At 68.0% G+C, this 26166-nt stretch carries 24 protein-coding genes and 2 pseudogenes; 9 read left to right on the plus strand and 17 right to left on the minus strand.

Annotation, left to right across the window (positions count from 1 at the left end; translation table 11 throughout):
* Position 1 precedes the first annotated feature (1 nt).
* Together ACLQ3C_RS09550 and ACLQ3C_RS09555 are read right to left on the minus strand one after the other, a co-directional pair.
* Entirely contained in the window at positions 2-1117 is a 1116-nt protein-coding gene (locus ACLQ3C_RS09550; protein ID WP_425704814.1) for an alpha/beta hydrolase, read from the minus strand.
* Between the two features lie 67 nt (positions 1118-1184).
* Positions 1185-2300, minus strand: coding sequence for an alpha/beta hydrolase (locus tag ACLQ3C_RS09555; RefSeq protein ID WP_425704815.1), 1116 nt, complete (start codon positions 2298-2300; stop codon positions 1185-1187).
* A 114-nt stretch (positions 2301-2414) separates the two neighbouring features.
* Between ACLQ3C_RS09555 and metG the strand changes: the two genes are divergently transcribed.
* Together metG and ACLQ3C_RS09565 are read left to right on the plus strand one after the other, a co-directional pair.
* Complete coding sequence (gene metG / locus ACLQ3C_RS09560; RefSeq protein WP_425704816.1) at positions 2415-4001, plus strand: methionine--tRNA ligase; 1587 nt, start codon at positions 2415-2417, stop codon at positions 3999-4001.
* A gap of 9 nt (positions 4002-4010) precedes the next feature.
* Positions 4011-5195, plus strand: coding sequence for an aminodeoxychorismate synthase component I (locus ACLQ3C_RS09565; RefSeq protein ID WP_425704817.1), 1185 nt, complete (start codon positions 4011-4013; stop codon positions 5193-5195).
* Here ACLQ3C_RS09565 and ACLQ3C_RS09570 read toward each other — a convergent pair.
* Together ACLQ3C_RS09570 and rsmI are read right to left on the minus strand one after the other, a co-directional pair.
* Positions 5179-6723 carry a hypothetical protein gene (locus tag ACLQ3C_RS09570; RefSeq protein WP_425704818.1) on the minus strand — a complete coding sequence of 515 codons (1545 nt, stop codon included), beginning with the start codon at positions 6721-6723 and terminating at the stop codon, positions 5179-5181. The genes ACLQ3C_RS09565 and ACLQ3C_RS09570 overlap by 17 nt on opposite strands.
* Before the next feature lie 239 nt (positions 6724-6962).
* Entirely contained in the window at positions 6963-7808 is an 846-nt protein-coding gene (gene rsmI / locus ACLQ3C_RS09575; protein WP_425704819.1) for a 16S rRNA (cytidine(1402)-2'-O)-methyltransferase, read from the minus strand.
* Between the two features lie 110 nt (positions 7809-7918).
* On the opposite strand from rsmI, the gene ACLQ3C_RS09580 reads away from it, so the two are divergent.
* Positions 7919-9463: a dolichyl-phosphate-mannose--protein mannosyltransferase gene (locus ACLQ3C_RS09580; protein ID WP_425704843.1), complete on the plus strand. Its 1545-nt coding sequence runs from the start codon at positions 7919-7921 to the stop codon at positions 9461-9463.
* Positions 9464-9502: 39 nt separating this feature from the next.
* On the opposite strand, the gene ACLQ3C_RS09585 is transcribed toward ACLQ3C_RS09580, so the two are convergent.
* The 5 genes from ACLQ3C_RS09585 to ACLQ3C_RS09605 all read right to left on the minus strand — a co-directional run bounded on the left by ACLQ3C_RS09585 (position 9503) and on the right by ACLQ3C_RS09605 (position 13858).
* Positions 9503-9898: a GntR family transcriptional regulator gene (locus ACLQ3C_RS09585; RefSeq protein WP_425704820.1), complete on the minus strand. Its 396-nt coding sequence runs from the start codon at positions 9896-9898 to the stop codon at positions 9503-9505.
* Positions 9899-9905: 7 nt separating this feature from the next.
* A complete protein-coding gene (locus ACLQ3C_RS09590) occupies positions 9906-11168 on the minus strand; it encodes an arginine deiminase (RefSeq protein ID WP_425704844.1) in 1263 nt (420 codons plus the stop codon).
* Between the two features lie 28 nt (positions 11169-11196).
* Positions 11197-12423: an MFS transporter gene (locus tag ACLQ3C_RS09595; RefSeq protein WP_425704821.1), complete on the minus strand. Its 1227-nt coding sequence runs from the start codon at positions 12421-12423 to the stop codon at positions 11197-11199.
* A gap of 103 nt (positions 12424-12526) precedes the next feature.
* On the minus strand, positions 12527-12973 hold the full coding sequence (soxR, locus tag ACLQ3C_RS09600; protein ID WP_425704822.1) for a redox-sensitive transcriptional activator SoxR: 447 nt from the start codon (positions 12971-12973) through the stop codon (positions 12527-12529).
* Between the two features lie 18 nt (positions 12974-12991).
* Positions 12992-13858 carry a universal stress protein gene (locus ACLQ3C_RS09605; RefSeq protein WP_425704823.1) on the minus strand — a complete coding sequence of 289 codons (867 nt, stop codon included), beginning with the start codon at positions 13856-13858 and terminating at the stop codon, positions 12992-12994.
* 176 nt (positions 13859-14034) lie between these two features.
* Here ACLQ3C_RS09605 and ACLQ3C_RS09610 point away from each other — a divergent pair, with 176 nt between their 5' ends.
* Entirely contained in the window at positions 14035-14352 is a 318-nt protein-coding gene (locus tag ACLQ3C_RS09610) for a hypothetical protein (RefSeq protein WP_425704824.1), read from the plus strand.
* A 52-nt stretch (positions 14353-14404) separates the two neighbouring features.
* Positions 14405-16135 carry a protein kinase domain-containing protein gene (locus ACLQ3C_RS09615; RefSeq protein ID WP_425704825.1) on the plus strand — a complete coding sequence of 577 codons (1731 nt, stop codon included), beginning with the start codon at positions 14405-14407 and terminating at the stop codon, positions 16133-16135.
* 24 nt (positions 16136-16159) lie between these two features.
* Here the strand turns inward: ACLQ3C_RS09615 and ACLQ3C_RS09620 are convergent, their stop codons facing one another.
* From ACLQ3C_RS09620 to mrf, 8 genes and pseudogenes are all read right to left on the minus strand, one after another.
* A complete protein-coding gene (locus ACLQ3C_RS09620) occupies positions 16160-16987 on the minus strand; it encodes a protein kinase domain-containing protein (RefSeq protein ID WP_425704826.1) in 828 nt (275 codons plus the stop codon).
* Between the two features lies 1 nt (position 16988).
* Positions 16989-19160, minus strand: coding sequence for a cation:proton antiporter (locus ACLQ3C_RS09625; RefSeq protein ID WP_425704845.1), 2172 nt, complete (start codon positions 19158-19160; stop codon positions 16989-16991).
* 52 nt (positions 19161-19212) lie between these two features.
* The gene (locus tag ACLQ3C_RS09630) at positions 19213-20511 is read right to left on the minus strand and encodes an FHA domain-containing protein (protein WP_425704827.1); all 1299 of its coding nucleotides are present in this window, start codon (positions 20509-20511) and stop codon (positions 19213-19215) included.
* Positions 20508-20948, minus strand: coding sequence for a hypothetical protein (locus tag ACLQ3C_RS09635; protein WP_425704828.1), 441 nt, complete (start codon positions 20946-20948; stop codon positions 20508-20510). Before ACLQ3C_RS09635 ends, ACLQ3C_RS09630 begins: the two co-directional genes overlap by 4 nt.
* Position 20949: 1 nt before the next feature.
* Positions 20950-22674 carry a hypothetical protein gene (locus ACLQ3C_RS09640; RefSeq protein ID WP_425704829.1) on the minus strand — a complete coding sequence of 575 codons (1725 nt, stop codon included), beginning with the start codon at positions 22672-22674 and terminating at the stop codon, positions 20950-20952.
* Positions 22671-23213 (minus strand): hypothetical protein, encoded by a 543-nt coding sequence (locus ACLQ3C_RS09645; RefSeq protein WP_425704830.1) that lies wholly within the window; start codon positions 23211-23213, stop codon positions 22671-22673. The genes ACLQ3C_RS09640 and ACLQ3C_RS09645 overlap by 4 nt, the downstream gene beginning before the upstream one ends.
* A 110-nt stretch (positions 23214-23323) precedes the next feature.
* Positions 23324-23611, minus strand: a complete 288-nt coding sequence (locus tag ACLQ3C_RS09650) for a type B 50S ribosomal protein L31 (RefSeq protein ID WP_425704831.1) — start codon at positions 23609-23611, stop codon at positions 23324-23326.
* Positions 23608-24956 (minus strand): annotated as a pseudogene (mrf, locus tag ACLQ3C_RS09655) (ribosome hibernation factor-recruiting GTPase MRF). The gene ACLQ3C_RS09650 and the pseudogene mrf overlap by 4 nt, the downstream one beginning before the upstream one ends.
* Positions 24957-25078: 122 nt before the next feature.
* Here mrf and rpmB point away from each other — a divergent pair.
* The 4 genes and pseudogenes from rpmB to ACLQ3C_RS09675 form a co-directional block, all read left to right on the plus strand.
* Positions 25079-25315: a 50S ribosomal protein L28 gene (gene rpmB, locus ACLQ3C_RS09660; RefSeq protein ID WP_425704832.1), complete on the plus strand. Its 237-nt coding sequence runs from the start codon at positions 25079-25081 to the stop codon at positions 25313-25315.
* Entirely contained in the window at positions 25315-25479 is a 165-nt protein-coding gene (rpmG, locus tag ACLQ3C_RS09665; RefSeq protein WP_425704833.1) for a 50S ribosomal protein L33, read from the plus strand. The genes rpmB and rpmG overlap by 1 nt, the downstream gene beginning before the upstream one ends.
* A complete protein-coding gene (gene rpsN, locus ACLQ3C_RS09670) occupies positions 25479-25784 on the plus strand; it encodes a 30S ribosomal protein S14 (RefSeq protein WP_425704834.1) in 306 nt (101 codons plus the stop codon). The genes rpmG and rpsN overlap by 1 nt, the downstream gene beginning before the upstream one ends.
* Before the next feature lie 145 nt (positions 25785-25929).
* Positions 25930-26166 (plus strand): annotated as a pseudogene (locus ACLQ3C_RS09675) (IS1380 family transposase); the annotation flags it as partial.

Genomic DNA, 26166 nt, shown 5'->3' on the forward strand with positions numbered 1-26166 from the left:
GTCAATGCGTCTGTGCGGCTTGCGGATCGGGAACGACGTAGAGTTTGGCGAGCTCTCCGAGTTCGCGAAGCACCCGCTTGGACGATTCCGCCCACGGCATGAGGATCGGGAAGACGTGGAACATGCCGCGCTCCTCCATCGCACTCACCGGCACTCCCGCGGCGCGCAGATTCTCGACGAACTGGCGGATGCCGTCGCGGAACATCTCCGCCCCGCCCCAGCACACGAATGTCGGTGGGAACCAGTCGGGATCGGGCGTACCGTGCACGACCGAGACCCGGTCGTCGTTGGGTTGCACCCCACGCAGGTAGGGAGCAACGGGGATGCTCCACGGCAGGATGTCGTGCTGCGCGTTGTTCACGATCGAATCCTGATCGAGGTCGAGATCGATCTCCGGTGAGAACAGCGCCATCGCGGCCGGTTTGGGCAGGTCGTGATCACGCAGGTGGGTGATCAGCGAGGTGGCCAGCCCGCCGCCGCCGGAGTCGCCGGCGACGATCAGATGGTGCGGGTCGACGCCCCGCTCGAGCAGTCCGCGATACACCTCGGCGGCATCGAGAACGCCTGCCGGGAACGGGAATTCGGGGGCCATGCGATAGTCGGCGATGAAGATCTCGCATCCGGACAGGCGCACGAGGGCGGCCGCGAACGCTGCGTACATCATCGGCGTGGTGCCGATGTATCCGCCGCCGTGCAGGTACAGGACCGTTCCCTCGATGGCCTTCTTCTCATCGCTGTCCTCGACGTACGAGTCGGTGCTGTCCTTGGCCCGGCACCAGATGCCGCCCACCCCACCGATCTCGTCCTCGATGATCTCGACCTTGCCCGCGAGTCCGACGACCGGCGGCAGCACGAGCGTGCAGACGTCGTCGAGAAGCTTCTCCACCGAGCGGAACTCCTCGATCGGCAATCCCATCGAATAGCCCATGAACGAGCGGATGGTCTGGCGGGTCACCGTCTGGCCCAGGTTGTCGAGGAGTCCGCCGGGCCCGCTGAACGGTTTCTGGAACGGCACCCGGGCCAATCCGTTGAGCAGGCTCTCGGCCAGCCCGGTCACCGCCAGCACACTCACCGGCCCGGACGCCGTCTGGACCTCGGGACGATCGGCCATCACCATACGTCCAGCCTAGGCGGCCGTCGTCGGCGCCGGCCGGCCCGGTTCGCCCGATCCGGGCGGGGACGGTTCAGTGCGTGGGCTCGGCGTCCGGGTCGGGCGTGACGTGGCGGTCGATGAAGGCATCGAGTTCGCGGTAGACCTCGTGCGAACTCTCCGCCCACGGCATCAGGATCGGGAAGACGTGGAACATGCCCCGCTCCTCCAGCGACGTCACCTCGATGTCGGCCTTACCCAGGGACGCCACGAAGGCACGGATCGGGTCGCGAAACATCTCGTCGCCTCCCCAGGTGACGAAGGTCGGCGGAAACCATGCCGGATCGGGCTCGGCATTGACCATCGAGACCCGGACGTCGTCGGGTGAAACCCCATGCAGGTAGGGAGTGACCGGCACATTCCACGGCAGGATGTCGGTCGTGGCGTTCTCGGTGACCGAGGGATAGTCGAGGTCGAGGTCGACCTCCGGCGAGAACAAGGCGAGCGCCGCCGGCCGCGGCAAGTCGTTGTTGCCCAGGTAGCCGACAAGCGAGGTGGCAAGTCCGCCGCCACCGGAATCCCCGGCGATCACCAGGTGGTCGGCGTCGACGCCGCGCTCGAGCAGACCCCGGTAGACGTCGGCGGCGTCGTGCACACCGGCCGGGAAGGGGAATTCCGGCGCCATCCGATAGTCGGCGATGAACACCTCGCAACCGGTGCCGCTACACAGCGACGCGGCGAACGCGGAGTACATCATCGGTGTCGTCCCGATGTAGCCGCCGCCGTGCAGATACAGAATGGTGCCGTCGATCGTCTTCTTGTCCGACGCGTCGTCGACGGCGTCGTCCGAACTCGCCCGCGACCGCAGCCACAATCCGGGCACGCCACCGATCTCGTCATCGGTGACCTCGACGTCGTCGGTGAGGTGGATGAACGGCGGGATGACCACCCGGCAGAGCTCGTCGAGAACCTTCTCCATCGAGCGGAACTCCTCGATCGGCAGCCCGACGATGTAGCCCATGAACGAGCGCACGGCCTGCCTGGTGACGGATTGTCCGACGTTGTCGAGGAGACCGCCGGGCCCCTGCCAGAAGCGCCGGAACGGCACGCGCGCCAGGCCGTTGAGCATGTTGTCGGCGAGCCCGACCAGGGTCAGCGCCGTCAACGGCCCGGATGCGGTCTGGACTTCGGGACGATCGGCCATCACCATGCGGACAGCGTATCCGCCCCGACGCAAGGTGGGCGGCCGTCGTGGATCCACGCCGGGGCCGTGGCAGGTGCGCCGGTGCCCGACCGCGCGACGCCACGTATCCTGGCAGCCACTATGCCCAGTGATCTGACCAGCACCGACACCCCCGCTTCGGATGCCACCGCGTCATACGGCGCAGGCCACCCGTACTACATCACCACCGCGATCGCCTATCCCAACGGCGCACCGCACATCGGGCACGCCTACGAGTACATCTCCGCCGACGCCCTCGCGCGCTTCAAGCGGCTCGACGGGTTCGACGTCCGGTTCCTCACCGGCACCGACGTACACGGGCAGAAGATGCAGCAGACCGCGGAGAAGGAGGGCATCCCCACCGCGGAGCTCGCCATCCGCAATTCGGATCGCTTCCAGGCCACGCAGGATCGGCTCGGCTCCAGCTACGACCGCTTCATCCGGACCTCCGACGAGGACCACCAGCGCGCCTCGGCCGCGATCTGGGAACGGATGACCGCGGCCGGCGACATCTACCTCGACACCTACTCGGGCTGGTACGACATCCGCGACGAGATGTTCTACGCCGCCGCCGACACCGAGGTGAACGAGGCGGGCGAGCGGGTGGCCACCGACACCGGCCACGTGGTCACCTGGACCGAGGAGCAGAGCTTCTTCTTCCGGCTCTCGGCCTATCAGGACAAGCTGCTCGACCTCTATGAGAACCACCCGGAGTTCGTCGGACCCGATGTGCGCCGCAACGAGGTGATCAGCTTCGTCAAGGGCGGCCTGACCGATCTGTCGGTGTCGCGCACGACGTTCGACTGGGGTGTCCCGGTCCCCGGCCATCCCGATCACGTGATGTACGTCTGGGTCGATGCCCTCACCAACTACCTGACCGGGGTGGGATTCCCGGACGACACAGCAACTTTCGAGCGGTACTGGCCCGCCGATCTGCATGTCATCGGCAAGGACATCATCCGGTTCCACTGTGTCTACTGGCCGGCGTTCCTGCTGAGCGCCGGGATTCCGCTGCCCAAACGTGTGTTCGCCCATGGGTTCTTGTTCAACAAGGGCGAGAAGATGAGCAAGTCGGTGGGCAACGTCGTCGACCCCGAGAACCTCATCGACGAGTTCGGGCTCGACCCGGTGCGCTACTTCTTCCTGCGCGAGGTCTCCTACGGGCAGGACGGTTCGTATTCGGCCGAGGCGATCGTCTCCCGGATCAATGCCGATCTCGCCAACGAATTCGGCAATCTGGCGCAGCGGACCCTGTCGATGGTCGGAAAGAACTTCAACGGAACCGTCCCCGCCCCGGGCGATTTCACCGATGACGATCAGCGACTCCTCACCGCGACCACCGAACTGCTGCCGAAGGTGCGCGCACACTTCGACGCGCAGGCCATCCACCTCGGGCTCGAGACCCTGTGGTCGACGCTGGCCGACACCAACCGCTACATCTCTGCCCAGGAGCCGTGGAAGTTGGCCAAGACCGACCTCGACCGCACCGGCACCGTGCTCTACGTGTGCGCCGAGGTGGTTCGCGTGGTGGCGCTGCTGGCCCAGCCGGTGCTGCCGACGTCGTGCGGAAAGCTGCTCGATCTGCTCGGCGTCGGCGCGCAACGCGACTTCGCCGCCGTGACGCAGCGCCTGGTGCCGGGCACCGAGCTACCCAAGCCCACACCGGTTTTCCCGCGCTACGAAGCCTGACCGAGCGGGATGACCGCGACCGCGCTCGACGTGCTGCGCGCGCTCTACGCCCACACCCGTCGGCACGGGTTGCCGCCACCGGCGGCGCTGATCGGCGACTGGTGGGGTGCCGACGCGGTGATCGCGCCCTCGATCGAGATCCGCGCCGGGCTGACCCCGGACGCCGGCGCCGACCGATTCTGGCTGGGCTACTGCGGTTTCGGCGGTCCACGAGCGACCGCGGCGATGCTCCCGCCGGGTGCGGGCGGGGTCACCGCTCATCTGTTGGTGCTGCGAGAGGGCCGGTGGGACACCGTGTCCGTCGACGGGTCGGCGCCACCGGGGTGGGTCGTCGACGCCGTCGCGGGAGCTTCGGCGACGCTGCCGACCGGGGCGGCGTGGGCCACGACGTGGGTTGCACCGGACCACGACCACCATCTCGCGGCGATCGAGAAGTGCCTGGACGCCATCCGGGCCGGCGAGATCTATCAGGCGTGTGTCTGCACCCGGTTCACCGGTCGGCTCGACGGCGACCCGATCGACTTCTATCACGACGTGGCCGCCACCACCCGGCCCGCGAAATCTGCTTTTCTGCAGGGCGATTGGGGTGCGATGACGAGCTTTTCGCCGGAGAGCTTCCTGCGCCGGACCGGCAACATCGTGACGTCGTCTCCGATCAAGGGCACGATCCCCGCCGACGCCGACCCGGGCCTGTTGTCGGCGTCGACCAAAGACATTGCCGAGAACGTGATGATCGTCGACCTGGTCCGCAACGATCTCGGCCGCGTCGCGGTCACCGGGTCGGTGCGCGTCACCGACCTACTCGAGGTCGTCGCGGCGCCCGGGGTGTGGCATCTGGTGTCGACCGTGCAGGCCATCGTCGGGCCGGATCTACTCAATACCCGACTGCTCGACGCCACGTGGCCGCCGGCGTCGGTCACCGGGACCCCGAAGATCCGGGCCGCCGCACTGCTCGAGGAGTGGGAGGCACATCCGCGCGGAGCATATTGCGGCGCAGTGGGTTTGGCGGGCCCGGACGGTCTCCTCGATCTCAGTGTCGCCATCCGCACGGTCGAGATCTCCCCCGCCGGCCGACTCGAACTCGGCGTCGGCGGCGGCATCACCATCGACTCGATCCCCGAACGCGAATGGCAAGAGTGTCTCGACAAGGCCGCCAGCATCGTCGGAGCCCGCGCGCTCACCCGGGATAGGTGACGACGGTCTCGCCGGTGTGCGGACTCCGCCAGGTGATGGTGCGATCGGCGCGCATGGTGGGTATCCACAGGCCCATGTGTTTGCGGTGGTGGTCCGGTGTGCACAACGCGGCCAGGTTGAATTCCACGGTCCAGCCACCGTTTTCGGGGTCGGCGTTGCGGAATTTGACCACGTGGTCGATCTCGCAGTCGGCGGCCGGTTTTCCGCACCCCGGATAACGACAGATGCGGTCGAGGGCGACGATCTTCTCGATCATCCGGCGAGACGGCCGGTATCGGAGTGCTCCGGGTGGCGGCAGACTCTCGCCGCCATGGCCGGTGGAGTCGACCGGCGGCGCCAACCCATGGTCGGCGACCAGAGCGGCCCGCTGCCAGGTGGCGAGATCCTCGCCGAGCGCCCAGAGGTACTCGTCGAGCGAATCACTGCTGCCACTCGGATATGCGAAGGTGGGGCCGCCGATCGCCGTGGCGGCGCCGGAGCCGATCAGGTCGACGGCGTGCGCGGGGTCGATCGCGCCGAACCCCTGCAGACGCGGCGCATGCCGGCCGGTGGGGTCGGTGATCACGGTCAGCGCGGTCTGTTCGCCCACAGCGGTTTCTGACGGAACGGGCTCGGGGCCAGCGGATTCGGATTCGGCAGGTTCGGATTCGGCTCGGGGCTCATCGGGGAGGTCGTCATCGTGGAGGTCGTTCATCCACTCGGGCATCGGCTCGGGGATTCTGCCTGCGCAGCCCTCGCGTCCACATTTGCATGCGAGCCGGTAGCCGGGCATCCCCTGGATCTCCCGGAGTGCATCCACCTGGCGGACGCCTGCCGGGCGTCGGTCGTCGGCGCACAGCCGTTCCTCGATGAGTGCCGAAATACGTTGTCGCAGGTGCACTCCGACCTCGGCGGGCACGTTGGCGTTGAGCTGGGCGTGGCCGTTGGCGTCTTTGCGTACGGTGACGTGCTGGCGATCTCGGGCATGGTCGCGGCGCCCGGCGGCGGCGAACTCGGGGGCCAACGCGATCACCATCTCGGCGAGGCGTTCGCGGAGTACCGAATCGTGCACCGGACCGTCGGCCATGGCGATCGCGAGGCGTTCGGCGTGGTCACGGATCTGCTGCTCGTCGTCGGTGCGGTCGGGCAGCACCGAGAGTTCCTCGACGATGATCTGGGTGCGGCGGATGGCGAACCGCCCGGCCATGAAGGCGTCGAGTAGTGCCGGGAAGACGCGGAGTGCGCTCGCCAGGAACAACCAGGAACGGGCTTGGGTGCGTGAGATACCCAGGCGCACCGACACTTCACCGACGATGGCCTTGTCGGCCAACTGGTCGATATGCGGGTGTCCGAGCCGGTCGGCGAACGACAACTCGTCGAGGACGGCCGCCGCCAGCCGATCTGCGAGGAACACCGTCCGTGCGGCATTCTGATATTGCAAGGTCTGGATCTCGCGGGTGGCCGCGGTGACATCAGTGGACGACAGACCGTCGATCGCCGACAGGTCGGCCTCGGAATCGGTATAGCAGAACAATTCTCGAGTGATCATCACCGCTCACCTCCCCCCGATCCGCGTGTGGAACTGTCTCCATTCTACGAAGGGGGTCCGACAGAATTGCGCAACGAGTGGCTTCGACGCCGATCCACCACCCCTGAGCGACAAACTCTGAGCGACAAGCGAATATAACCTGCATCTATAGCGACGATCACGACAATAATCGGCTCGACCGTCGCCATAGCCGCACGCTATATTTCCGAAGCCCCGCAGCTGTGCCGATCCACGGACCCTCACCTGCGCGCGGCGAGCACCGCCTCGTAGACCTCGCGGCGCGAGGCGATGGTGCCCTTGACGACCTCGGCGCAGGCTTGCTTCAATCGCATGCCGCCGTCGGCGAGTGCGGCCGCACGCGCGACGAGGTCGTCGAGTTCGGGTTCGACGGGCAGCGCCCCGGAGAGCACCACGGTGATCTCGCCGCGCACCCCGTTCGACGCCCACTCGGCGAGTTCGGCCAACGACCCGCGGCGCACCTCCTCGTAGGTTTTCGTCAGTTCGCGGCACACCGCCACCCGGCGCTGTGGGCCGAGCACCTCGACCGCGTCGGCCAGGGTGTCGGCGAGCCGATGGGGCGATTCGAAGAACACCGCGGTCCGCGGCTCGTCCCGCAGCGATGCCAGCCAGTCGCGGCGCGCACCCGATTTGCGCGGCGCGAAGCCCTCGAAACAAAAGCGTTCCGACGGCATCCCCGACACGGCCAGCGCGGTGGTCACCGCCGACGGCCCGGGCAGTGCGGTGACCGGCAATCCAGCATCGGCGCACGCCACCACGATGCGATATCCGGGATCACTTACCGAGGGCATCCCCGCGTCGGTGATGAGCAGCACCGTCGCGCCACCGGTGATGGCCTCGACGAGGCGCGGTGTCCGGGCCGCCTCGACCTGGTCGTAATAGCTGATGAGTTCGCCGGTCATGGTCACGTCGAGGCCGGCGGCCAGTGCGCGGGCGCGACGGGTGTCCTCGGCGGCGACGATGTCGGCACTCCGCAGGGCCTCGACGAGTCGCGGGGAGGCGTCGTCGTAGCGGCCCATCGGTGTGGCCGCGAGGACCAGCGCGCCCGTCGGCAGCGTCGAAGTCATGCCCGCAAGCGTACGGCTCCCACGCCGCCGGGCACCCGACCATTACGATCGGTCCCGTGACCCTCACTGCCGGCGACGTCGCCCTGCGCGACCGACACCACAGCGCCGAGATCACCGCGTCGGCACATCCGACGGCTCCGACCGCCGGTCCGCAGATCCCCGCCCCACTCTTCGGTGCGCCCGACCGGGTCCGGGGACTGATCGTCGGGCTGGTCATCACGCTGGCGGCCACCATCACCCGGTTCTGGTCGCTGAGTTCGCCGACCGATGACGGCACCCCCATCTTCGACGAGAAGCACTACGTGCCGCAGGGCTGGCAGGTGCTGACCGGCGGCAACTGGATCGAGGACAACCCCGCCTACGGGCTGGTGGTGCATCCGCCGGTCGGCAAGTGGATGCTCGCGATCGGCGAGTCCATGTTCGGCTACACGCCACTCGGCTGGCGGGTGATCTCGGCGTTGTCGGGGATCGCGATCGTGGTGATGATCTATCTCGCCGTCCGGCGGATGACCCGGTCCACGCTGATCGGTGCGATCGCCGGCGTCTTCGCCATCTGCGACGGGGTGCTCGTCGTCCAGTCGCGGCTGGGCATGCTCGACATCTTTCAGGCCCTGTTCGTCGTCGCCACCTTCACCGCCCTGATCGCCGACCGCGACCAGGTGCGGGCCCGCATGCACAAGGTGTATCTCGAGGGCCGGATCAACGACTCTGTGTACGGCCCACGTCTGGGCTTTCGTTGGTACCGCTTCACTGCCGGGGTGATGCTCGGGCTGACCTGCGGCACAAAGTGGTCTGGCATCTACTACGTGGTGTTCTTCGTGCTGCTCTCGGTGGGCTTCGACGTCGCCGCGCGGCGCGCCTACCACGTGCAACGTCCGTGGCTGGGCACGTTGCGCCGGGATGTGGTGCCGTCGGGCTTGAGCCTGGCAGTCATGCCGGTGATCATCTATCTGGCCACCTTCATCCCCTGGTTCTCCAGCGAGACGTCGGTATATCGCTATCAGGTCGGCAACACCATCGGCACCGACGGCCCCTGGTCGTGGCTGCCGGGGGCGTGGCGCTCCCTCTGGTACTACGAGGCCGGGGTCCTGAGTTTCCACCAGCATCTGACCAATTCGGCGGGCAATCACCACCCGTGGGAGTCCAAGCCGTGGACGTGGCCGATGAGTCTGCGGCCGATGCTGTACGCGATGGAAAACGGCCCCGATCAGTGCGGTGGCGGGGAATGTGTACGTGCGCAGATGCTGATCGGTTCACCCGCCATGTGGTGGCTGGCGGCGCCGATGTTGCTGTGGGGCCTGTGGTCGTGGTTCGTGCGGCGCGACTGGCGCTACGCCGCGGTGGTCAGCGCCTACGCCGCGGGCTACCTCCCCTGGTTCATCGAACTCGACCGCCAGATGTACTTCTTCTACGCGACGGCCCTCGCGCCGTTCCTGGCAATGGGGCTGGCCCTGTGTTGCGGCGACATCCTGCGCGGATCGAGACGGGCGGTCCCGGGCGCCAGACCCGAACGGCAGATGCTCGCGGTCATCGTGGTGGCGATCTACGTCGGGCTGGTGGTCGCCAACTTCGTCTGGCTGTGGCCCATCCTGACCGCCTCGCCCATCTCGCCGACGATGTGGCGCCAGGAGATCTGGCTGCCGAGCTGGGGCTGAGGACCGGCGGACGCGGATCGTGTCCGGACAAGGTGAGATTCAACTCCGGCCCAATGCCCGGAGCATCAGGCCAAGGATCGCATCGTCGTCGAAACCGAACTCCCGCAGCCGTTTCAGGTGTTCGATGGTCGCGTTTTGCGCAGCCGCGAGGGTCGCATCGGGCCCGGCCTTGATGAAGGATCCATGTCGCCCGCGGGTCTCGATGACCCCGGCCGCCTCGAGTTCGCGATAGCTGCGGGCGACCGTGTTGGGCGCCAGGTGCAGATCGGCGGCCAGGGCCCGCACCGTCGGGATCCGCGCTCCCACGAGCAGCCGTCCGGTTCCGATCAGATCGATGACGCCGAGCCGGATCTGCTCGAACGGTGGCCGCGCGCTCTCGGGGTCGATCGAGAGCAGGCCGGCGAGGTCGATCGGGGTTCTCGGATCGGTGCTCATCGGGTGCTCAGACCTCGTCGCGGGCCAGCGGGCAGGCCATACAGCGCGGGCCGCCCCGCCCGGCGTCGAGTTCGCTGGCATCGATCTCGATGACCTCGATCCCCGAATCGCCCAGGCGCCGGTTGGTGTCGGAATTGTGCCGATACGACACGACGACGCCGGGGGCGATGGCGAGGGTGTTGCTGCTGTCGTTCCATTCGCCGTTGTCGGTCACGCCCACGGCGATGCCGGGGTCGAGAAACCGGATGCGCTCGCGACCCATCGCCGCCGCGGCAGCCTCGGCGAACGGCCGGGCCGGCGACACCGCCACCCCACCTGCTCCGTCGTCGTGAACAGTGAAGGCGGACATGTCATCTGCCATCGCAGGATGGACGACCATGGCATCGGTGTCGACCATGGTGCACATCGTTCCCAGGTGCATGAACACCCCGGAGCGGTGCATCGGGATGGCCAGCACCGTGTGGGCGAGGTCGTCGGCGAAGAGACTGTGGGCGAGCGCCTCGGCGCCGGCCGGGGTGGTGCGCTCCCCCACCCCGACCGCGACCACCCCGGGGGCGAGCAGCAACACATCACCGCCCTCGACCGGCGCCACCCGGGATTCATAGGCGCGTCGGGCGCCCAAGAATCTCGGGTGGTGGGCGTAGATCAGGTCGACGAGTGAGGCCTCGCGTGCGCGCGCCCGCCGCGCCAGTGAGGAAATCGCGAATCGCGACCGGATCCAGAACGAGCTGTCGCGGCTGTAGATCAGGTTGGGCAGCGGATCGATCGCGAAATCGTCGCCGTGATGCATCTGGCGGACGAGCGACGACGAGGTCGACACCGAGATGTCGGGGAGCTCGCCGAAGGTGATTCCGGCGGTGAGGATGCACGCCAGATCGGCCGCAGGCAGCGTGCGCAGATATTTGCCGAGTTCTGCGCCGAGGTGCGGCCCGAGGCGCCGCACGCTCACCGCCGCGGTGATCCCCTGGATGCGGGCGGCCCCGCTGTGTTCGATCGCCTCCACCAGCAGATCGCCGAGCAGCAACACCTCCACCCCGCGCTCGCGCAGTGCGCCGGCGAAGGCGTCGTGTTGCTCGCGCGCACGCACCAGGTCGGGCGCCCGGCCGAAGAGGTATTCGGCGCTGTTCGCCGCGGACAGGCGTGCCAGTTCCGGTCCCGGACGGTGCAGCATCACCGTGCGCAGCCGCCCCACCTCGGTGGTGCACCCCAGGGCCGGTGATTCGGTTCCGGTGCGGGCTGCGGGCGCCGGGCGTGCCGGTCCGGTCGCCATGGGGTCAGCTGTCGCCATGGGGTCAACGTTAGTCCGGTGGCGCCGGCGATTCCGGATCGGAGAGCTTGGCCGGTGCGCCGACCACGTCCGGTGCGGTCTCCCGCGCGAACAGCCACAGCACGACGGCGACGGCGGCGACCGCCGCGGTGAGCACAAACGCCGGGCCGAACCCGACGGCGTCGGCCACATATCCGACGATCACCGGACCGCCGATGGCTCCGAGGTCCGACGACATCCCGTAGGCGGCCAGTGCCGACCCGCCCTGCTGCCGGGTACCAAGCACGTCGGCGAGCGCGGCCTGGTGGGTCGGCGCAAACAATCCGGAGCCGACCCCGGCAACCACCGACAATGCCAGCGCCACGGCCACATTCGGCGAGAACCCGAGCAGCGCGGTGGCCACCGCCATGATCACCAGGCCCGGCAGCATGACCGGGCGCCTGCCGTATCTGTCGGAGAAACGGCCGGCGATCAGGATCGCGATGACGTTGCCGACCGCATACACCGCGAGCACTATCCCGGCCATCGCCGGGCGCTGGCCGAGCCCGTCGGTGATGAACAACGGCACGACAGCCACCCGCACCCCTGTCGACGCCCAGCCCTGGGTGAAGTTGGACGCGAGGATGGCACGGTAAGTGTTGTCGCGCAGCGCCGTCCGCAACGACATCACGCCATGGCCGGCACCGGCCTCGGTGGCCGGTGGGGCACCGTACCCGCGTAGTTGGGTCGCCACCACCAGCGACGCGATCAGCAGCGCGACGGCGTACACCACGAACGGCATCCGCAGCCCGAACCCCAGCAGCGCGGCACCCACCAGCGGCCCGGTGATGTTGCCCAGCAGGAAGCCGGCCGAGAACGCCCCGGCGACGCGCCCACGGATCTCGTTGGGCGACAGTCTGATCAGCAACGCCATCGCGGAGACGGTGAACATCGTCGACCCGATGCCGCCGAGCCCCCGGAAGATGAGCAACTGCACATAGCTCTGGGCGAAGGCGCACGCAAGTGTGCTCGCGGCGACGATCAGCAGGCCGCCGAGGTAGATCCGGCGCTCCCCGAGGACCGTGACGAGGCGGCCGGTGGCCGGTGCGAAAAGCAACCGCATCACCGCGAACGCCGACACGACCGCCGACACCGCGGTGTATCCGACGTCGAAGCTCCGCGCGAAGCTCGGCAGGGCGGGGGCGATCAGGCCGAACCCGAGCGCGATCACCACATTCGCACTCAGCAGCACCCATAATCCGCGGGGGATCTGCCTCATCGGTGGGTGACGGCGTTCGGCAGATCGGCCATGGGCTCAGCCTAGTGGCGCAGTTTTCCGGCCCGGCCATGGCCGGTGGCGCGGCCGATCCGACGGCGACGTGCTAGTCCTCGAGCAGCCGGCGCGGTCCGGGGCCCTGCCGGTTGAGTTCGTCGCCGGGGTTGAGCAGATGGCAGGCGCTCAGCGACAGACAGCCACAGCCCACACACGAGCCGATCATGTCGCGCATCTTCACCAGCAACGCGATGCGGTGATCGAGGTCGTCGATCCACCGGGTCGACGCCGCCTCCCACATCGCCGTCGACGGCGATTCGGTGTCGCCGAGTTCGGCGAGCACCTCGGCGATCACCGCGAGCGGGATTCCCGCCGTCTGCGAGGCCTTGATGAAGGCGACCCGGCGCAGCATCGCGCGATGATAGCGACGCTGGTTGCCTGCGGTGCGGCGGGCGAAGATCAGACCCTGTTCCTCGTAGTACCGCACCGCAGACGGGGCGATCCCGGCCCGCAGGGCGAGCTCCCCGACCGAGAGCTCGATCTTCTTGAGTCCCATACGAACCGGCTCTGGAGATCAGCTGCGGACGACCATGACCGGCAGGTGCGCCTGATGCAAGATCTTCTGGCTGGTCGAGCCCAGCAGCAGCCCCCGGAATCCGCCGCGGCCACGGCTGCCGACGACGACGAGTCCGGCATCATATTTCTCCGCGGCAGCCAATACGGCCTTCGCCGGCTCCTCGGGCAGCACCTCGCGCACCACCTCCACATCGGGGTACTCCTGGCGGAACCCGGCCAGCCGCTCGGCGACCGCGGCCACGGCGTCCTCCGACATCCGGTCCACTTCGCCGGGCTCGATGCCGTAGCCGTGCAGTGCATCGGCGTCGAGCGGGGTCCACGTGTGCACGGCGATGAGCCGGGTGTTGCGCAGCGACGCCTGCCGGAACGCCTCTTTGATGGCACTGTCGCTGACCGGCGAATCATCGATGCCGACCACGACCGGCGCGGTGGGTTCCGACGGCCCGCACACCACGACGACGCGGCCGTGCGAGTGGGCCGCCACCGTGACGCTCACCGAGCCGAGGAACAGTCCCTTGATGCTGCCCAGGCCGCGGGTACCGAGCACGATCGCGGCCTCGTCCTTGCCGAGTTCGAGCAGTACGCGCGCGGCGTCGCCGTCGACGATCGAGGCGTGCACCGGCACGCCGGGCGCGGTCTGCTCCGCGAGCGTGGCGGCCGCATGCACGGCATCGGTGGCGTCCTGGCGGATCGCGTCGATGACGTCCTGCGGGATGATCAGGCCGGGCGCGTAGTCGCTCGTGCTCGCGTCATAGACACCGACCAGTTTGAGTTCATGCCCCTCGAGATTCGCCGCGGCCGCGGCCCACTTGACTGCAGTGGCCGACGCCTCCGACCCGTCGACGCCGACGAGAATTGCGCTCATTTTTGTGTCATCTCCTTGTCGCGAACATCCGTGGACAACCTTTCACCTCTCATCCTGCCACGAGCTTGACTGGTGGGTAATGAGAAGAAAGTCCTGAACATCCGCGGTTTCGATGCGATGTGTAGAGTCGGGAACAACCGTGTCGTACACCACCGAGGATCTGATCGGCACCACTCATGAGCCCCGACGAGCATCCACCGCCTGAGCCCGGCGAACCGCCACCGATACGTCAGGCGGTGACCTACGGGGCGGTGGTCATCGCTCTCGGAATCGCCACCCTCGTCGTAGCCCTGCTCTCCGCCGATGGACTGCGCACGGTGCTGGTGATCGCCGCTCCCCTGGTCGTCGGGGTCGGCGGGCTCGGGGCGCTGTGGCGGACCTTCACCGTGTGGCGCGCCGGGGGACGCTGGCAGGTGTGGCAAGGCGCGGCCTGGTTCCTGCTGGCACTGTTCGTCGTCTTCCTGTTCAGCACGGGCCCGGCACTGGTCGGTTGAACAGTGCACGCCCCCGCGACGGGCGATGTTCACCGGCTACACTCGTACCGCAATGGCTCAGGAGCGCAACGGGAGCGAAAACGTGACGCAGGGCGATGACGCGGACACCCCTTCCGGCCCCGCCACCACCCATCCGCAGGCGCCACCGAACCTCGGCCAGCTCCGCCCCGAAACCGTGTTCGCCGGCTACCGCATCGATCATGTGCTCGGACACGGCGGCATGGGCACCGTCTACGTCGCCGCACATCCACGCCTGCCGCGCCTCGACGTCTTGAAGCTCCTCAATCCGTCGTTCTCCAGCGATCCCAGTTTCCGGGCGCGCTTCGAACGCGAGGCCGACCTCGCCGGCAGCCTCGAGCACCGCAACATCGTGTCGGTGTACGACCGGGGCGTCGACGACGGCCAGCTGTGGATCGCGATGCGTTATGTTCGCGGCTACGACGCCTCGGCACTGATCCGCGGCCGGCCGGCCGGCGTCGACCCGGCCTTCGCGGTCCACATCATCAGCGAGATCGGTACCGGTCTCGACCACGCGCATCGGCGCGGCATGGTGCACCGCGATGTCAAACCGGCCAACATCCTGATCGAATCCGACGACGACGGCACCACCGGTGCCATCATGCTGACCGACTTCGGCATCGCGCGCGCCGTCGACGACGCCATGCACCTCACCGACACCGGTCTGACGGTGGCGTCGGTGCCCTACGCCTCGCCCGAACAACTCCACGGCTACGAGCTCGACGGCCGTGCCGACATCTATGCACTGGCGTGCACCTTTGTCGAATTACTCACCGGGGCACCACCTTTCCCACGTGACAATCGCCTGGCCGCGATGAGCGCACACCTGCACGACGCTCCGCCGTCGGTGCGCGAACGTGTGCGGTCATTGCCTGCCGGCCTCGACTCCGTGCTCGCGATCGCCCTCGCCAAGGAGCCCGATCAGCGGTACCGCACATGCGCAGAGTTCTGTTATGCCGCCGCGGTGGCGATCGGCCTGAACCCGCCCCCGGCGTCACCGCTGTCGGCGGGCATGCGCACCGCCCTCATCACCTCCGGAAACTCGTCGAATCCCGGTGTGGCAGCGCATAACACAGCACCGAGCGGACCCCGGCACACGCCGACCTCGGTTGTTTCCGATCCCCGCTTCTCCGATCCACGCTTCGCGGCCCCCGGCACCGGGGGTCGGGTGTTCGCCCCCGCCGGCAACCCGGACACCGCCACCCAGCTCGTGGGCAACCGCGCGCCCGCACCCGTCGCCCGCCCACGCGCGAGTGATCACCGCAAGACGACGATCCTGGTCTCGCTCGCAACCGTGCTCGCGCTGGTCGGTGTGATCGCCGGCGTGCTCGCCTACCTGAATCGCCCGAACACCGGAACCTGGCCCGCGGCAACCGAACCCATCGCGCAACAGTTCTCCGCCCTCCTGCCTGCCGGCCCCGGGGCGCAGGGCTGGGGGGATGCGGACTGCACCACGTCCGCCGACAACGGACTCGACGCGATCACCTGTTCGGCCCAGTCAGGGGTGCACTACACGGTGACGCACACCCCGACACCGCAGTCGAGGGCCGTCGTACTCGATGCACTCGGCAATCAGCCGGGCACCCCGCGCATCTGGTCGGAGGGGTCGGTGGCGGTCTCGGCCGACGCCGTTGCCAACGGTTGGGTGGTCACCACATTCGCCGACGCCGCCCGCGCGCCGTACACCGTCGTCGCCACCTGGGCAGGCCACACCGGTCAACAGGTACTCGACGAATGGTGGCGCAACGCACCGTTCGGTAGCTGAGCTGCCGAGGCCGGCCCCGGCTCGCTAGGGCGCGAGCCGATCGATGCGCTCGGCGACCTGACCCGCCGTGGCCGGACGTTCGCCGGAGAGCGCAAGGCAATTGGCGATCAGAGCACGTTCGTCGCGACTGAGATTCTCCGACAACGCAGGCGGGTTCGACAGCGCCGCACGGATGGCCAGCAGCGGCTGCGTGTCGGGCACCGCCCCGTACACGCCCTGACCGGTCAGCGCCCGATGCAGCACCGCACCGAGCGACCAGATGTCGGTGGCCCGCGACGGCACATCGCCGGCGAGCAACGCCGGGTCCATATAGGCGACGGCGCCGGGCTGGGCGAAGCTCGTGATCGGTTCATCAGCGGCCAGCACGCGGGCCAGCCCCAGGTCGGAGATCTTGCCGCCGTGCACATTCGGCTTGTCACCACCGGCGAGCATGACACTCGACGGCGTGATGTTGGCGTGCGCGATTCCCGCCTCGTGTAGTGCGTCCACCCCCCGCGCGGCGTCGGCGACCGCGGCCAGCGCCGCCGCCCGCGAGAGCGATCCGGTGGGCGTCTGCAACGAACCGAGCGGAAAGTACTCCATCGCATACATGAACTGTCCCTGCAGAACTGCGTCGTACAGGGACGCCAGATAGGGCGAGCGCACCGCGGCGAAGGCACGCAGTTCCCGCACGCCACGACGGTAGGCGTCGTCGCTGCATACCCCGCTGAACACCTTCAGCACGACCCGGTCGGTGTCGAGGCCGAGGCGCTGCGGCGGCACCGCGAGGTAGAAGGTGCCGTTGCCGCCCTCGCCCAGTCGGTGCAGGACGGTGAAGTCCGCCAGCTCTTGTGGAACGTCGAGTGTGGCCATGTCAGTGCCTCTCCGGAGACGCAGTGGGTGTCGACGCGAAAGATGCGGGCGCCGTCGATGTGGACCCCACCGGGGTAGGTGCGGTGGGCGTGGTCGGTGCCGCGGCGATCTGCGCGCGATCAGCCGCGAAGCGGATGCCGATCCGCTCGGACAACGATTGCTCGCTCGTGCCGGTGTGGTCGATGACCGTGTAGGCGGCCGGTGCGGTCACGGACTGTGCCCCGGCGGGCACGAGGAGCAGTGTCCCCGGATTCGTCAGAAGGTCGGAGTGCGTCGAAACCGTAACCTGCACACCGAGTTCGGCCAACGGAGCGAGATCCGCGGCCAGCCGACGGCGTGACGAGGCAGTGACCACCGTCAGCGCGGCACCGCTCGGCTGCGCCAGAGCGGCCGACAGGAACACCGCGGTACGGCCCGATCTGCTGTCGGTACAGGCGCATACCAGCGGCGCGGCGCCGGGCACGACGCCGGGCACGACGCCGGGAGCGGGCGCTTCGTCGACGACGAGGACCGGCGCGCTGGTGATCGCTGCGGCCATCTCCCGGCACCGTGTGTCGATGACGACGACGTCGACGGCCGCGTTGGCGGCCATCTGTTCGAGGTCGGCGGGCGGGTCGATTCCGAAGCGGCACAACACCGAGACCGACCCGACGCCGGCAAGCCGACTACCCAGGTCGGTGAGCTTCTCGACCGCCGACGCCATCGCCGACAGGTCCGGCACCAGCGGCACGCCGAGTTCCAGTCGTTCCGAACGCGGCGCACTCGGCAGCACGCCCGCGATGACCACGTCGGTCCCGGCGCCGGCGGCGAAGGCACGTCGGTGCCGGCCGAGTAGTTCCTCCACGTCCGCATCGAGGTCGGCGACCACGATCATCGTGCGCGCTGCCGTACCGACGGCCAATGCACGACGCTCGGCGGCGGCGATGTCGCGCGCCACCACCGAGTCCGGGTAGACCAGCCGAAGCAGCGGTTCGGTGAGGATGGTGGTGACCAACGCCATCACCACCATCATCGCGAACAGTTCGTCGGACAGGACGCCGAGTTCCTTACCGGCGGTGAGGATCACCAGCTCGGTGAGACCGCGCGTGTTCATCAGCACCCCGATCGCCGACGCCTGCCGCGACGGGATCTTCGAGAGCCGGGCACCGGCGAAGGCGCCGGCGAACTTGCCGACGATCGCGACCACGAGGATCGCAGGTAACTGCCACCAGCCGTTCGACCCGATTCCGGCGAGGTTCACGGCGAGGCCGGTGATCACGAAGAACATCGGCAGCAACAGCAGCACACTGACCTGCTCGAGGCGTTCGAGGATCTCCCGGGTGAGGGTCTCGCCGCCGGCCTTGGGCATGATCGCGCCGAACACGAAGGCACCGAAGATCTGGTGAATGCCGATGACATCGGTGGCCGCAGCCGACAGCAACAGCCCGATCAGGACCACGGCGAGCACGTCGGGAGTCATGCGACCGGTACGCTCGCGCCAGGCCAGCAGCTTACGAAGCAGCGGGCGCACCACGAGAAACATCACCGCGACGTAGACCGCGGTCAGCCCGATGATCCGCGCGACCGCGAGCGGACTGCCACCCTGGATCACGGCGATCACGAAAGCCAATGCGGTCCAGGCGATGATGTCGTCGACAGCGGCCGCGGCCAGGCTGAACACGCCGGGCGGCGTGCGTTGCATCCCGCGATCGGTGAGGATGCGGGCGAGCACCGGAAAGGCGGTGATCGACATGGCGATACCGAGGAACAGGGTCATACCCAGCAGGCCGATCCGTTGCCCACCGACCACCTCGTGGGATGGGTAGAGCGCCACGGCGAGCCCGGCACCGAGTGCGAACGGCAGCACGATCGAGCACACCGAGATGGTTGCCGCGGAGCGCTCCCGGCCGGCGATCAACCGCATGTCGAGTTCGAGGCCGACGATGAACATGAACAGGACGAGCCCGATCTGGGCGAGGGCTTCCAGCAGCGGTCGGACCTCGGTGGGAAACAGCACCTCGGTCGGATTGCCCGGGAGCAGGCCGAGCAGGCTGGGGCCCAGGGCGATGCCCGCCGCGATCTCCCCGACCACCGCCGGCTGCCGGCACGCCTGCGCGATGCGTCCGCCGATACGCGCCGCCACGATCACCACCGCGACGTCCAACAGCAGAAACGCCACCAGATGTTTGTCCATCAGACCGACCCCCACGCCCTTTTCGTCACCCGCGCCATACTCGTCACCGGTGTCACGTCCGGGCGTGTGGTGACTCGAAGATGAAGTGCCGTCCGCCGATCCGGACATGCGAGCCCGGCGCCAGTACGTGCGGCTGACGCGGCGTCAGCCGGAACTCGCGGCTCTGGCTCGACTGGTCGCTGACGAAAGTACCGTTCGCCGAACCCAGGTCGATGAGGTGTACATCCCATTCGACCAGCCGCAGCTCGATGTGCCGTCGGGAGAGTTGACCCGACTCGTCCTGTACGCGAATCGGTTTCGGTGTTCCGCGGCCGGCTCGGCCGGGGCTCTCGGGCTCACGGCCGAGAACGAGGTCCTCGTCGAGCAGATGCGTCGATCCGTTGTCGAGGAGCAGCCACCCCAGCGGCGGGCGTTCGCCTTCGACGAGAATGCCGGTCAACTGGTCCATCCGGATACCGCACACACCACAGAGCCACGAGCGTGGATGATTGAGATGGCCACGGCTACAGCGAATCCCGTGGACCTGAGCACGCGATTCGACCACCTTGACGACCTCGGTCGCCGGCTTCTGCCTCTCCTGCACGGGCAGCGGTTCACGGCGTTCGGGGACCGCATCCTGCAGCGAGTCGACCTGAAAGGCACCACCCGGCGCAAGTGACTGTGGTTGCGGTGACGGCGGTTGCGGTGACGGCGGTTCCGGGGGTGTCGGGTCGGGTGACGGCGGTTCCGGGGGTGTCGGGTCGACCGGGGGTGCCGGATCGGACTGCGGCGCGGGCGTCTCGGCAATCGATACCGCCGGCGCGCCTTCGGGCTTCCGCCCATCAGGCTCGAGATCGAGGACCTCGGTACCGCGCAGACCCAGCGGTGTGTGCAGCAGCGCACCGGCGGCCGGGACGAATCCCTCGACGAGATCGTAGGTCTCCTCACCGGGCTCGGCCGGCACGGCATCGGCGAGATAGAGCCCGAGACCCTCATAGGGCCACCCGATGGCCCGATCGAATGGTTCGGTCCCGTCGCTGCGCAGCCGCCGCCCGTCGGCCTCACCGAATACCGCCCCGCTGAGGTAGATCGCGATCCCGACGCCCTCGGGCGCGGCAAAGCCGATGTCGGGCACCTCATCGAGGTCGGCGGTGGCCACCAACTGCGCCACCGCACGCACCACATGCCGACCCCGGCGCGGCATCCGGTCGGGTGTGGCCACCGACTCCTCGATCGCGAGAATGCCGGGAAGCAGCGATCGCGAACTCTCCCCGAGCACACACAAGAACGCCCGCTTGCGGATGACGATGCCCGACCCCGGCACCAATGTCACCGCAGGCGTCACACTCGGGTTGGGAACGGGCGCGCTCAAAAGAACCGACCTCCTTGGAATCTCCAGTGCGGGAAGGACACTCGAAGCGGCCCGTTGAGCACGATCCACACCAGCAACCACGTCGTCACGAACTGCAGTGCATATGCACCGGGAGGTGGCGGGCCCAGCGTGCCCGGAAAGATCGGCGCATACTGTACGACGAACCACGCGACGATGCCCTCGTTGACACCGGTGAGCAGACCGAACAACGTCGGCCAGTCCTTCTCCCAACGGAACTGCTGCAGCAGGTGATACAGCAACTCCCAGCCGACGCCGAGCACCACGATCACCGCGAGCACGATGAATGCGACGGCGTAGGTGTCACCGAGCGCGGCGCCGTCCGGGAGCAGCGGGCCGATGATCAGCGTCCACAGGCCACCGATGATGCCCAGCACCAGGATTCGGGTCTGGATACGTCCCCACAGGGTCGGCAACAACTCAGTCCACCCCTTTGCTACGTGCCCAGCGCCACCACTGGCTTGTCGAGCGCCACGGCGACAGCCTTTTGCAGAAACCTTGCCTTGCCAGGTCGTCGACGATTTCGAGCGCGGCGATCTGCAGCCCGAGAAAAGTATCGACACCCGGGAAATATCCACCAAGGGTGGCCGAGCCGGACGCATATATCTTGCCGTTACCGCTGCCGGTACCGGTGAGCTCGAAGTTGCGCGCCACATCCATCCGACCGATCGGATTGAGGCCGGCACCGGTGTGGTCGAGCAGGTCGGCGAGCAGACGGTGTTCCCGCACATCGGCTTCGAGACCCGTGCAGTCGATCACATAGTCGGCGTAGAGCTCGAAGGTGCCATCGGGGCGGGCTTGCTGGGCGATCGGCGCATGCGGATCGACGCGGACGGTGGCGACCACGCCCTGCCCACCGGGCGCGGGCACCAGAGCCTCGGCCTTGCCGACCGCCACGCGATACCAGCCCTCACGGCGGCCCCTCGCGAGTTGTTCCTGCCAATCGTCGCGCACGGGCGTGTTGGTACCGCCCATCAGCTTATACGCCGCGGCCCGCTCGTGGCCCTCGAGTTTGCGCATACGCGACTTGAGCTGCCCGCCCCACACCGATTTGGGGTAGTTGAATCCCTGATATGCCCATCCGTCTTTGCCTTTGCGGCGCATGAAGATATGCGGGCCGTGCGACTTGTCGACGTACGTGCGGAACAGGTGCACGATCTGCGTCTGCAGGCCGAGGGCGTCGCGGTCGTCGATCAACCGCTGTAACACCCGTGAGGCGACGATGCCCGCGCCACGGATCATCACCGTCCCCGGGCGGCGCTGCAACGATTGAGAGATGTGCTCGTGCGGCTCATAAGCGTTGACCACCTTGCTCGCATCCCGATACGTCTCGCGGAATGCCTGCAGATCGGGCAGCAGTTTGATGCCCGGATAGCCGATGGCGACGTGTACCCACCGACTGCGGAATGCGATGCGCTTGGTCGACGAACTCCCTTGCGGCGGTGTGAGTATCGTGTAGTAGCCGCCACCGGCTCGGCGGCGGATCATCCGCACCTGCCCTTGCCGCAGGCACTGCTGGTAGCCGATCCGATGACATTCCTTCTCCATCGAGTCGAAGGCATGGCCGGCCTTGGGTGTGTAGAAGTTGGCGAAGACCGGTTCTGCGAAAACTGTCCACAGCGGCCCGATCGACTTGTCGGCCCACGCCTCGCGCACCGCATACGACGGGAAACCCCAGATGTTGTCGGGAGTCGACGCCGAATCCGACCGCAGCCGTTCGCGACGCGGGATCTGCGACACCCGCGTCAGGTACTCGTATGAATGCCATGGCACATCCTGCGGCCCGAGCACCGCGATCTGGTCGAGTCGAACCCCGCAGATCCGCAGATAGTCGACGGTCACGAACGAACCGATACCCGAACCCACGGTGACGAACGCGACGTCGACCACCGGAATCCCGGCCTGCTCGACCATCGCGTCGGTCCACACGTCGGTCTCGATCAGCTCCGGGGTGAGATCGCCGCGACCGGATGGGGCCGCCCCGGACCGGAGGGGACCGGGATGCGGCGGACCGGGCGGAAACCGGCCCGGTACCGGTCGCGGCACGAACCCCGGCGCCGGGACATGGCGCGTCGGAGATGCGGGGGCAGCGGGCGGTCCAGGGCGGGGGCCCGGGCCGGCGGCGGGTGGTCCGCCGGGAGTCATCGCCGGCTCCGCAGTCTGCCGACCAGCAGATACCCGAGAATTGCTGCGGCACCGACGATCGCGATCACCGACACCGCGATGAGTGCGGTGTGCCCCGGCGACGACTTCTTCTGGGCGACCGGGACGACGTTCTGGGTGACGGTCACCGGCGCCGTCGTCACCCGCGGCCTCGACGTCGGTGCCGGCTGCTGCGGAGCCTGTTGCACCGTCGTCTGCGGGCGGCTCGTGGGCACCAGCGTGGTCGTCGACGTCGACGGTGGTGCCGAGGGCTGCGTCGGCGGAGGTGAGGGCACGGTTTCCGATGTCGTCGGCTCGGTGGTGGAGGTCTCCGGCGGCGGGGTGGAGTCCGGCGGTTGAGAGGTGCCCGGATCACCGGGGTCGGCGGTGACCGCGGTCGACCCGGTCACCGGATCGGCGGCCACCTGCCCGGCGAGCCCCGACACCCCTGACCCGAGACCGACGAGCGCCACCGCGACGGCCGCGGCAAACAGCAGGATCCGCATCGCATGACGGGCTCGGCGCTCGGGGCGCGGGGACATGATTCCTCCAACGAGGTCGACGGCGTGACGCAGTCACTCTAACCCGTGCCCGTTGCGGCGAGCCCGATAACCAATCGAACGGAGTACGACCCGTCGTCGCTGGTGAGGGCCTATTCAGCGGGCTTCGCCTGCGGCCGCCTCGTCGTCCGATATGCCTGATCACCGTAGCGGCGGCGGCATCGTTCGACGCGCCCCTGGGTGTCGACCGGCCTGCTCGTCCCGGTCCAGAACGGATGCGAGTCGCTGGTCACGTCGACGACAACCAGCGGATAGGTGTTGCCATCGGACCATTCGACCGTCGTCGCCGACGTCATCGTCGATCGGGTACAGAATTGCGTTCCGGTGGAGGCGTCGCGGAAGACCACGGGGTGATAGTCGGGATGGATGCCGGGTTTCATGGGTGTTCCTCTCGGGGGCTCTGGGTTCGGGGGGTGTCGCGGTATTCGGCGACTGCGGGGTCGGTCAGGGTCATCTCGTCGCACGGATCGGTGTGCTCGGTACCGAACGGATCGTCGAACTCCCGCCACCGTCGGGGCCCGCGGCCATTTCTGCGTCGTCGAGACACGCCGCGGCCAGCGCCTGGCTGATGTCGTCGCCATCGGCCCGGTGGGTGACGATGACCAGCGCGCTGTGCCGGTCACCGTATTGGGGACGCCAGCGCAACGCGGCCATCGCGCGTCGTTCGGGATCTTGTCCGGCCAGCTCGTCGGCATCCATCGCGGCCAGCCATCGACCACCCGTCGCCACCCGCAACGCCTCACCTGCCGACTCGATCCAGTACGCCTCGTCGGGTCCGGTGGCCAGCCAGAGCCGCCCGCGCGTACACACCACTCCGTCGAGCAGGACGTCGAGTGCCTCGTGCAACCGCCGCGGGTGGAACGGCCGATCGGCGTTGAATTCGACTATCCCGACCCCACATTCGTCGACCAGTGGGGGTTGGCCGCGCAGCAACGGATCGTGGGGCCCGTCGATGCGGCCGCGACGCGCTCCCTCGGGGATGGCGCGCAGCAGTTGCATGACGGTGACCGCGGTCATGCGGCGTTGCGGCAGCTCCATCGCGATCGGGACACGCGGGGCCACGCGGCGCAGAACGGCCATGAGCCGCGCCGATTGCCAGGCATCGCGCATCGCCGGGTCGGTGGCCTGCACGATCAACGCGTCGGCGAAGCCCACCTGCGCGACCGCGAGCTGAGCGAGGGTTCGCTCGTCGTCGTCGCGAACCCCCATGCCCGCCTCGGCGAGGGTGAGGTCTCCGGTCGCGTCCTCGAGCCAGCCCGACTCGGAGACACATGTCAGTGTCGCGACGATCTGGACGTCCCGCCCGGCCGGGCCGTCGATGAATCCCGGCATGTCACTCACGATGACGTTGTCGATCGCCCAGCTCAGCGCTTCCGGCTCCACCAGCGGGTCCAGTTGCAGCACTATCCGGTCCACCGAACCCCGCTGATGGAGCCGACGCAGCAGCGGGAGCAGGTCCTCCCGCAATGTGCATGACACGCAACCGTGTTCGAGGACGACCTCGGTGATCTGCTCGACGGCCGAGCCGTCGGCGGCGACCGATGTGACGGTGCGGATCACGCGGCCCGACGCGACCACCCGGAGGTCGTGGTGGACCAGCACCGTTGCCGACATGAGCATCGCGTGGGCCACGCGTCCGAGCGCGGCCGCCTCGAGTCCGGTCACCAGCGTGACCGGTGTGCGGCGTGGCGCCGATTCCCCACCCCCAAAGATCTGCGGTTCGATGCCGGCCACCCCTCCCGTAATTGAGAACGATTTTCATTTTGCTCGCGCCCACGGTAGCCTGTGCCGAGTTCTAACGCCAATCATTGTCAATAGGGTGACTCTTCGTCACCAAGGAGGTGGGCATGTCTGCCCGTTGTCAGGTCACCGGCGCGACGCCCGGATTCGGCAAGGCCGTGTCGCATTCACACAAGCGGACGAACCGCCGATGGAATCCCAATATTCAGCGCCACCGCTTCTACCTGGCCGACGAGGATCGCTACATCACCCTCCGGGTCAGCGCCCGCGGCATCAAGACCATCGATCGACGCGGCATCGAGGCGGTCGTCGCCGAGATCCGCGCCCGCGGGGAGAAGATCTGATGGCGCGCAACGCGATCCGGCCGATCGTCACACTGCGGTCCACGGCCGGCACCGGCTACACCCACGTCACCCGCAAGAACCGCCGCAACGATCCCGACCGCATGGTGTTGCGCAAATACGACCCCATCGCACGCAGGTACGTCGAATTCAAGGAGGACCGCTGATGGCCAAGAAGTCCAAGATCGTCAAGAACGAGAAACGCAAGGAGGCGGTTGCGCGTTACGCCGACCGCCGGGCCGAGTACAAGCGGATCGCCTCCGATGCTGCTGCGGCCCCGGAAGATCGAGCTGCGGCCAGGCAGCGCCTGCAGGCCCTCCCCCGCGACGCCAGTCCGGTACGCATCCGCAACCGCGACGCCGTCGACGGCCGTCCGCGCGGCTACCTCGGCAAGGCCGGTGTATCGCGAATCCGCTTCCGCGAGTTGGCACATCGCGGCGAACTCCCCGGAATCAGCAAGTCGAGCTGGTGATTGGGCGGCCCACTGATCGACCTAACCTGGATTTTTCGTGCGGAAGCACGGAAAATGGTGTGCTGATAAGCGAAAGTGCCTTCCCTGCAAGGCATAATGGGACTTCTCTAGGGCTCCATCACGCAGGCAGAAAGGCACTTCGCAGGTGAAGAATATCGCAACGGCTTCGCGAGTGAAAGTATCGGCCGACGGACACGGGGTCCTCTCGCACGCCGGAGTTGGAATGGTGCGCGAAGTCGCGGACCTGACTGGCCTATCTGAGCAGGTCACAGCAGTGTTGGCCGACACCTACCGCGGGCCGTGGGCGCATGCACCGGGCGCGGTATTTGCTGATCTGGTTGCCGCGGTCGCCGACGGCGCCGACTGCGTTGACATCGCCGCG

The sequence above is a fragment of the Gordonia sp. DT30 genome (assembly GCF_049844915.1).
Classification (GTDB): domain Bacteria; phylum Actinomycetota; class Actinomycetes; order Mycobacteriales; family Mycobacteriaceae; genus Gordonia.

Bases quoted from the DNA above. Each gene is read 5' to 3' on its own strand.
- ACLQ3C_RS09555 (WP_425704815.1), bottom strand. From the start codon at position 2,300: ATGGTGATGGCCGATCGTCCCGAAGTCCAGACCGCATCCGGGCCGTTG.
- ACLQ3C_RS09565 (WP_425704817.1), top strand. From the start codon at position 4,011: ATGACCGCGACCGCGCTCGACGTGCTGCGCGCGCTCTACGCCCACACC.
- ACLQ3C_RS09615 (WP_425704825.1), top strand. From the start codon at position 14,405: ATGGCTCAGGAGCGCAACGGGAGCGAAAACGTGACGCAGGGCGATGAC.
- ACLQ3C_RS09650 (WP_425704831.1), bottom strand. From the start codon at position 23,611: ATGAAACCCGGCATCCATCCCGACTATCACCCCGTGGTCTTCCGCGAC.
- ACLQ3C_RS09570 (WP_425704818.1), bottom strand. From the start codon at position 6,723: ATGATCACTCGAGAATTGTTCTGCTATACCGATTCCGAGGCCGACCTG.
- metG (WP_425704816.1), top strand. From the start codon at position 2,415: ATGCCCAGTGATCTGACCAGCACCGACACCCCCGCTTCGGATGCCACC.
- rpmB (WP_425704832.1), top strand. From the start codon at position 25,079: ATGTCTGCCCGTTGTCAGGTCACCGGCGCGACGCCCGGATTCGGCAAG.
- ACLQ3C_RS09605 (WP_425704823.1), bottom strand. From the start codon at position 13,858: ATGAGCGCAATTCTCGTCGGCGTCGACGGGTCGGAGGCGTCGGCCACT.
- ACLQ3C_RS09620 (WP_425704826.1), bottom strand. From the start codon at position 16,987: ATGGCCACACTCGACGTTCCACAAGAGCTGGCGGACTTCACCGTCCTG.
- ACLQ3C_RS09645 (WP_425704830.1), bottom strand. From the start codon at position 23,213: ATGTCCCCGCGCCCCGAGCGCCGAGCCCGTCATGCGATGCGGATCCTG.
- ACLQ3C_RS09625 (WP_425704845.1), bottom strand. From the start codon at position 19,160: ATGGACAAACATCTGGTGGCGTTTCTGCTGTTGGACGTCGCGGTGGTG.
- ACLQ3C_RS09550 (WP_425704814.1), bottom strand. From the start codon at position 1,117: ATGGTGATGGCCGATCGTCCCGAGGTCCAGACGGCGTCCGGGCCGGTG.
- rpsN (WP_425704834.1), top strand. From the start codon at position 25,479: ATGGCCAAGAAGTCCAAGATCGTCAAGAACGAGAAACGCAAGGAGGCG.
- ACLQ3C_RS09585 (WP_425704820.1), bottom strand. From the start codon at position 9,898: ATGAGCACCGATCCGAGAACCCCGATCGACCTCGCCGGCCTGCTCTCG.
- ACLQ3C_RS09640 (WP_425704829.1), bottom strand. From the start codon at position 22,674: ATGACTCCCGGCGGACCACCCGCCGCCGGCCCGGGCCCCCGCCCTGGA.
- ACLQ3C_RS09595 (WP_425704821.1), bottom strand. From the start codon at position 12,423: ATGAGGCAGATCCCCCGCGGATTATGGGTGCTGCTGAGTGCGAATGTG.
- ACLQ3C_RS09590 (WP_425704844.1), bottom strand. From the start codon at position 11,168: ATGGCGACCGGACCGGCACGCCCGGCGCCCGCAGCCCGCACCGGAACC.
- ACLQ3C_RS09610 (WP_425704824.1), top strand. From the start codon at position 14,035: ATGAGCCCCGACGAGCATCCACCGCCTGAGCCCGGCGAACCGCCACCG.
- soxR (WP_425704822.1), bottom strand. From the start codon at position 12,973: ATGGGACTCAAGAAGATCGAGCTCTCGGTCGGGGAGCTCGCCCTGCGG.
- rpmG (WP_425704833.1), top strand. From the start codon at position 25,315: ATGGCGCGCAACGCGATCCGGCCGATCGTCACACTGCGGTCCACGGCC.
- rsmI (WP_425704819.1), bottom strand. From the start codon at position 7,808: ATGACTTCGACGCTGCCGACGGGCGCGCTGGTCCTCGCGGCCACACCG.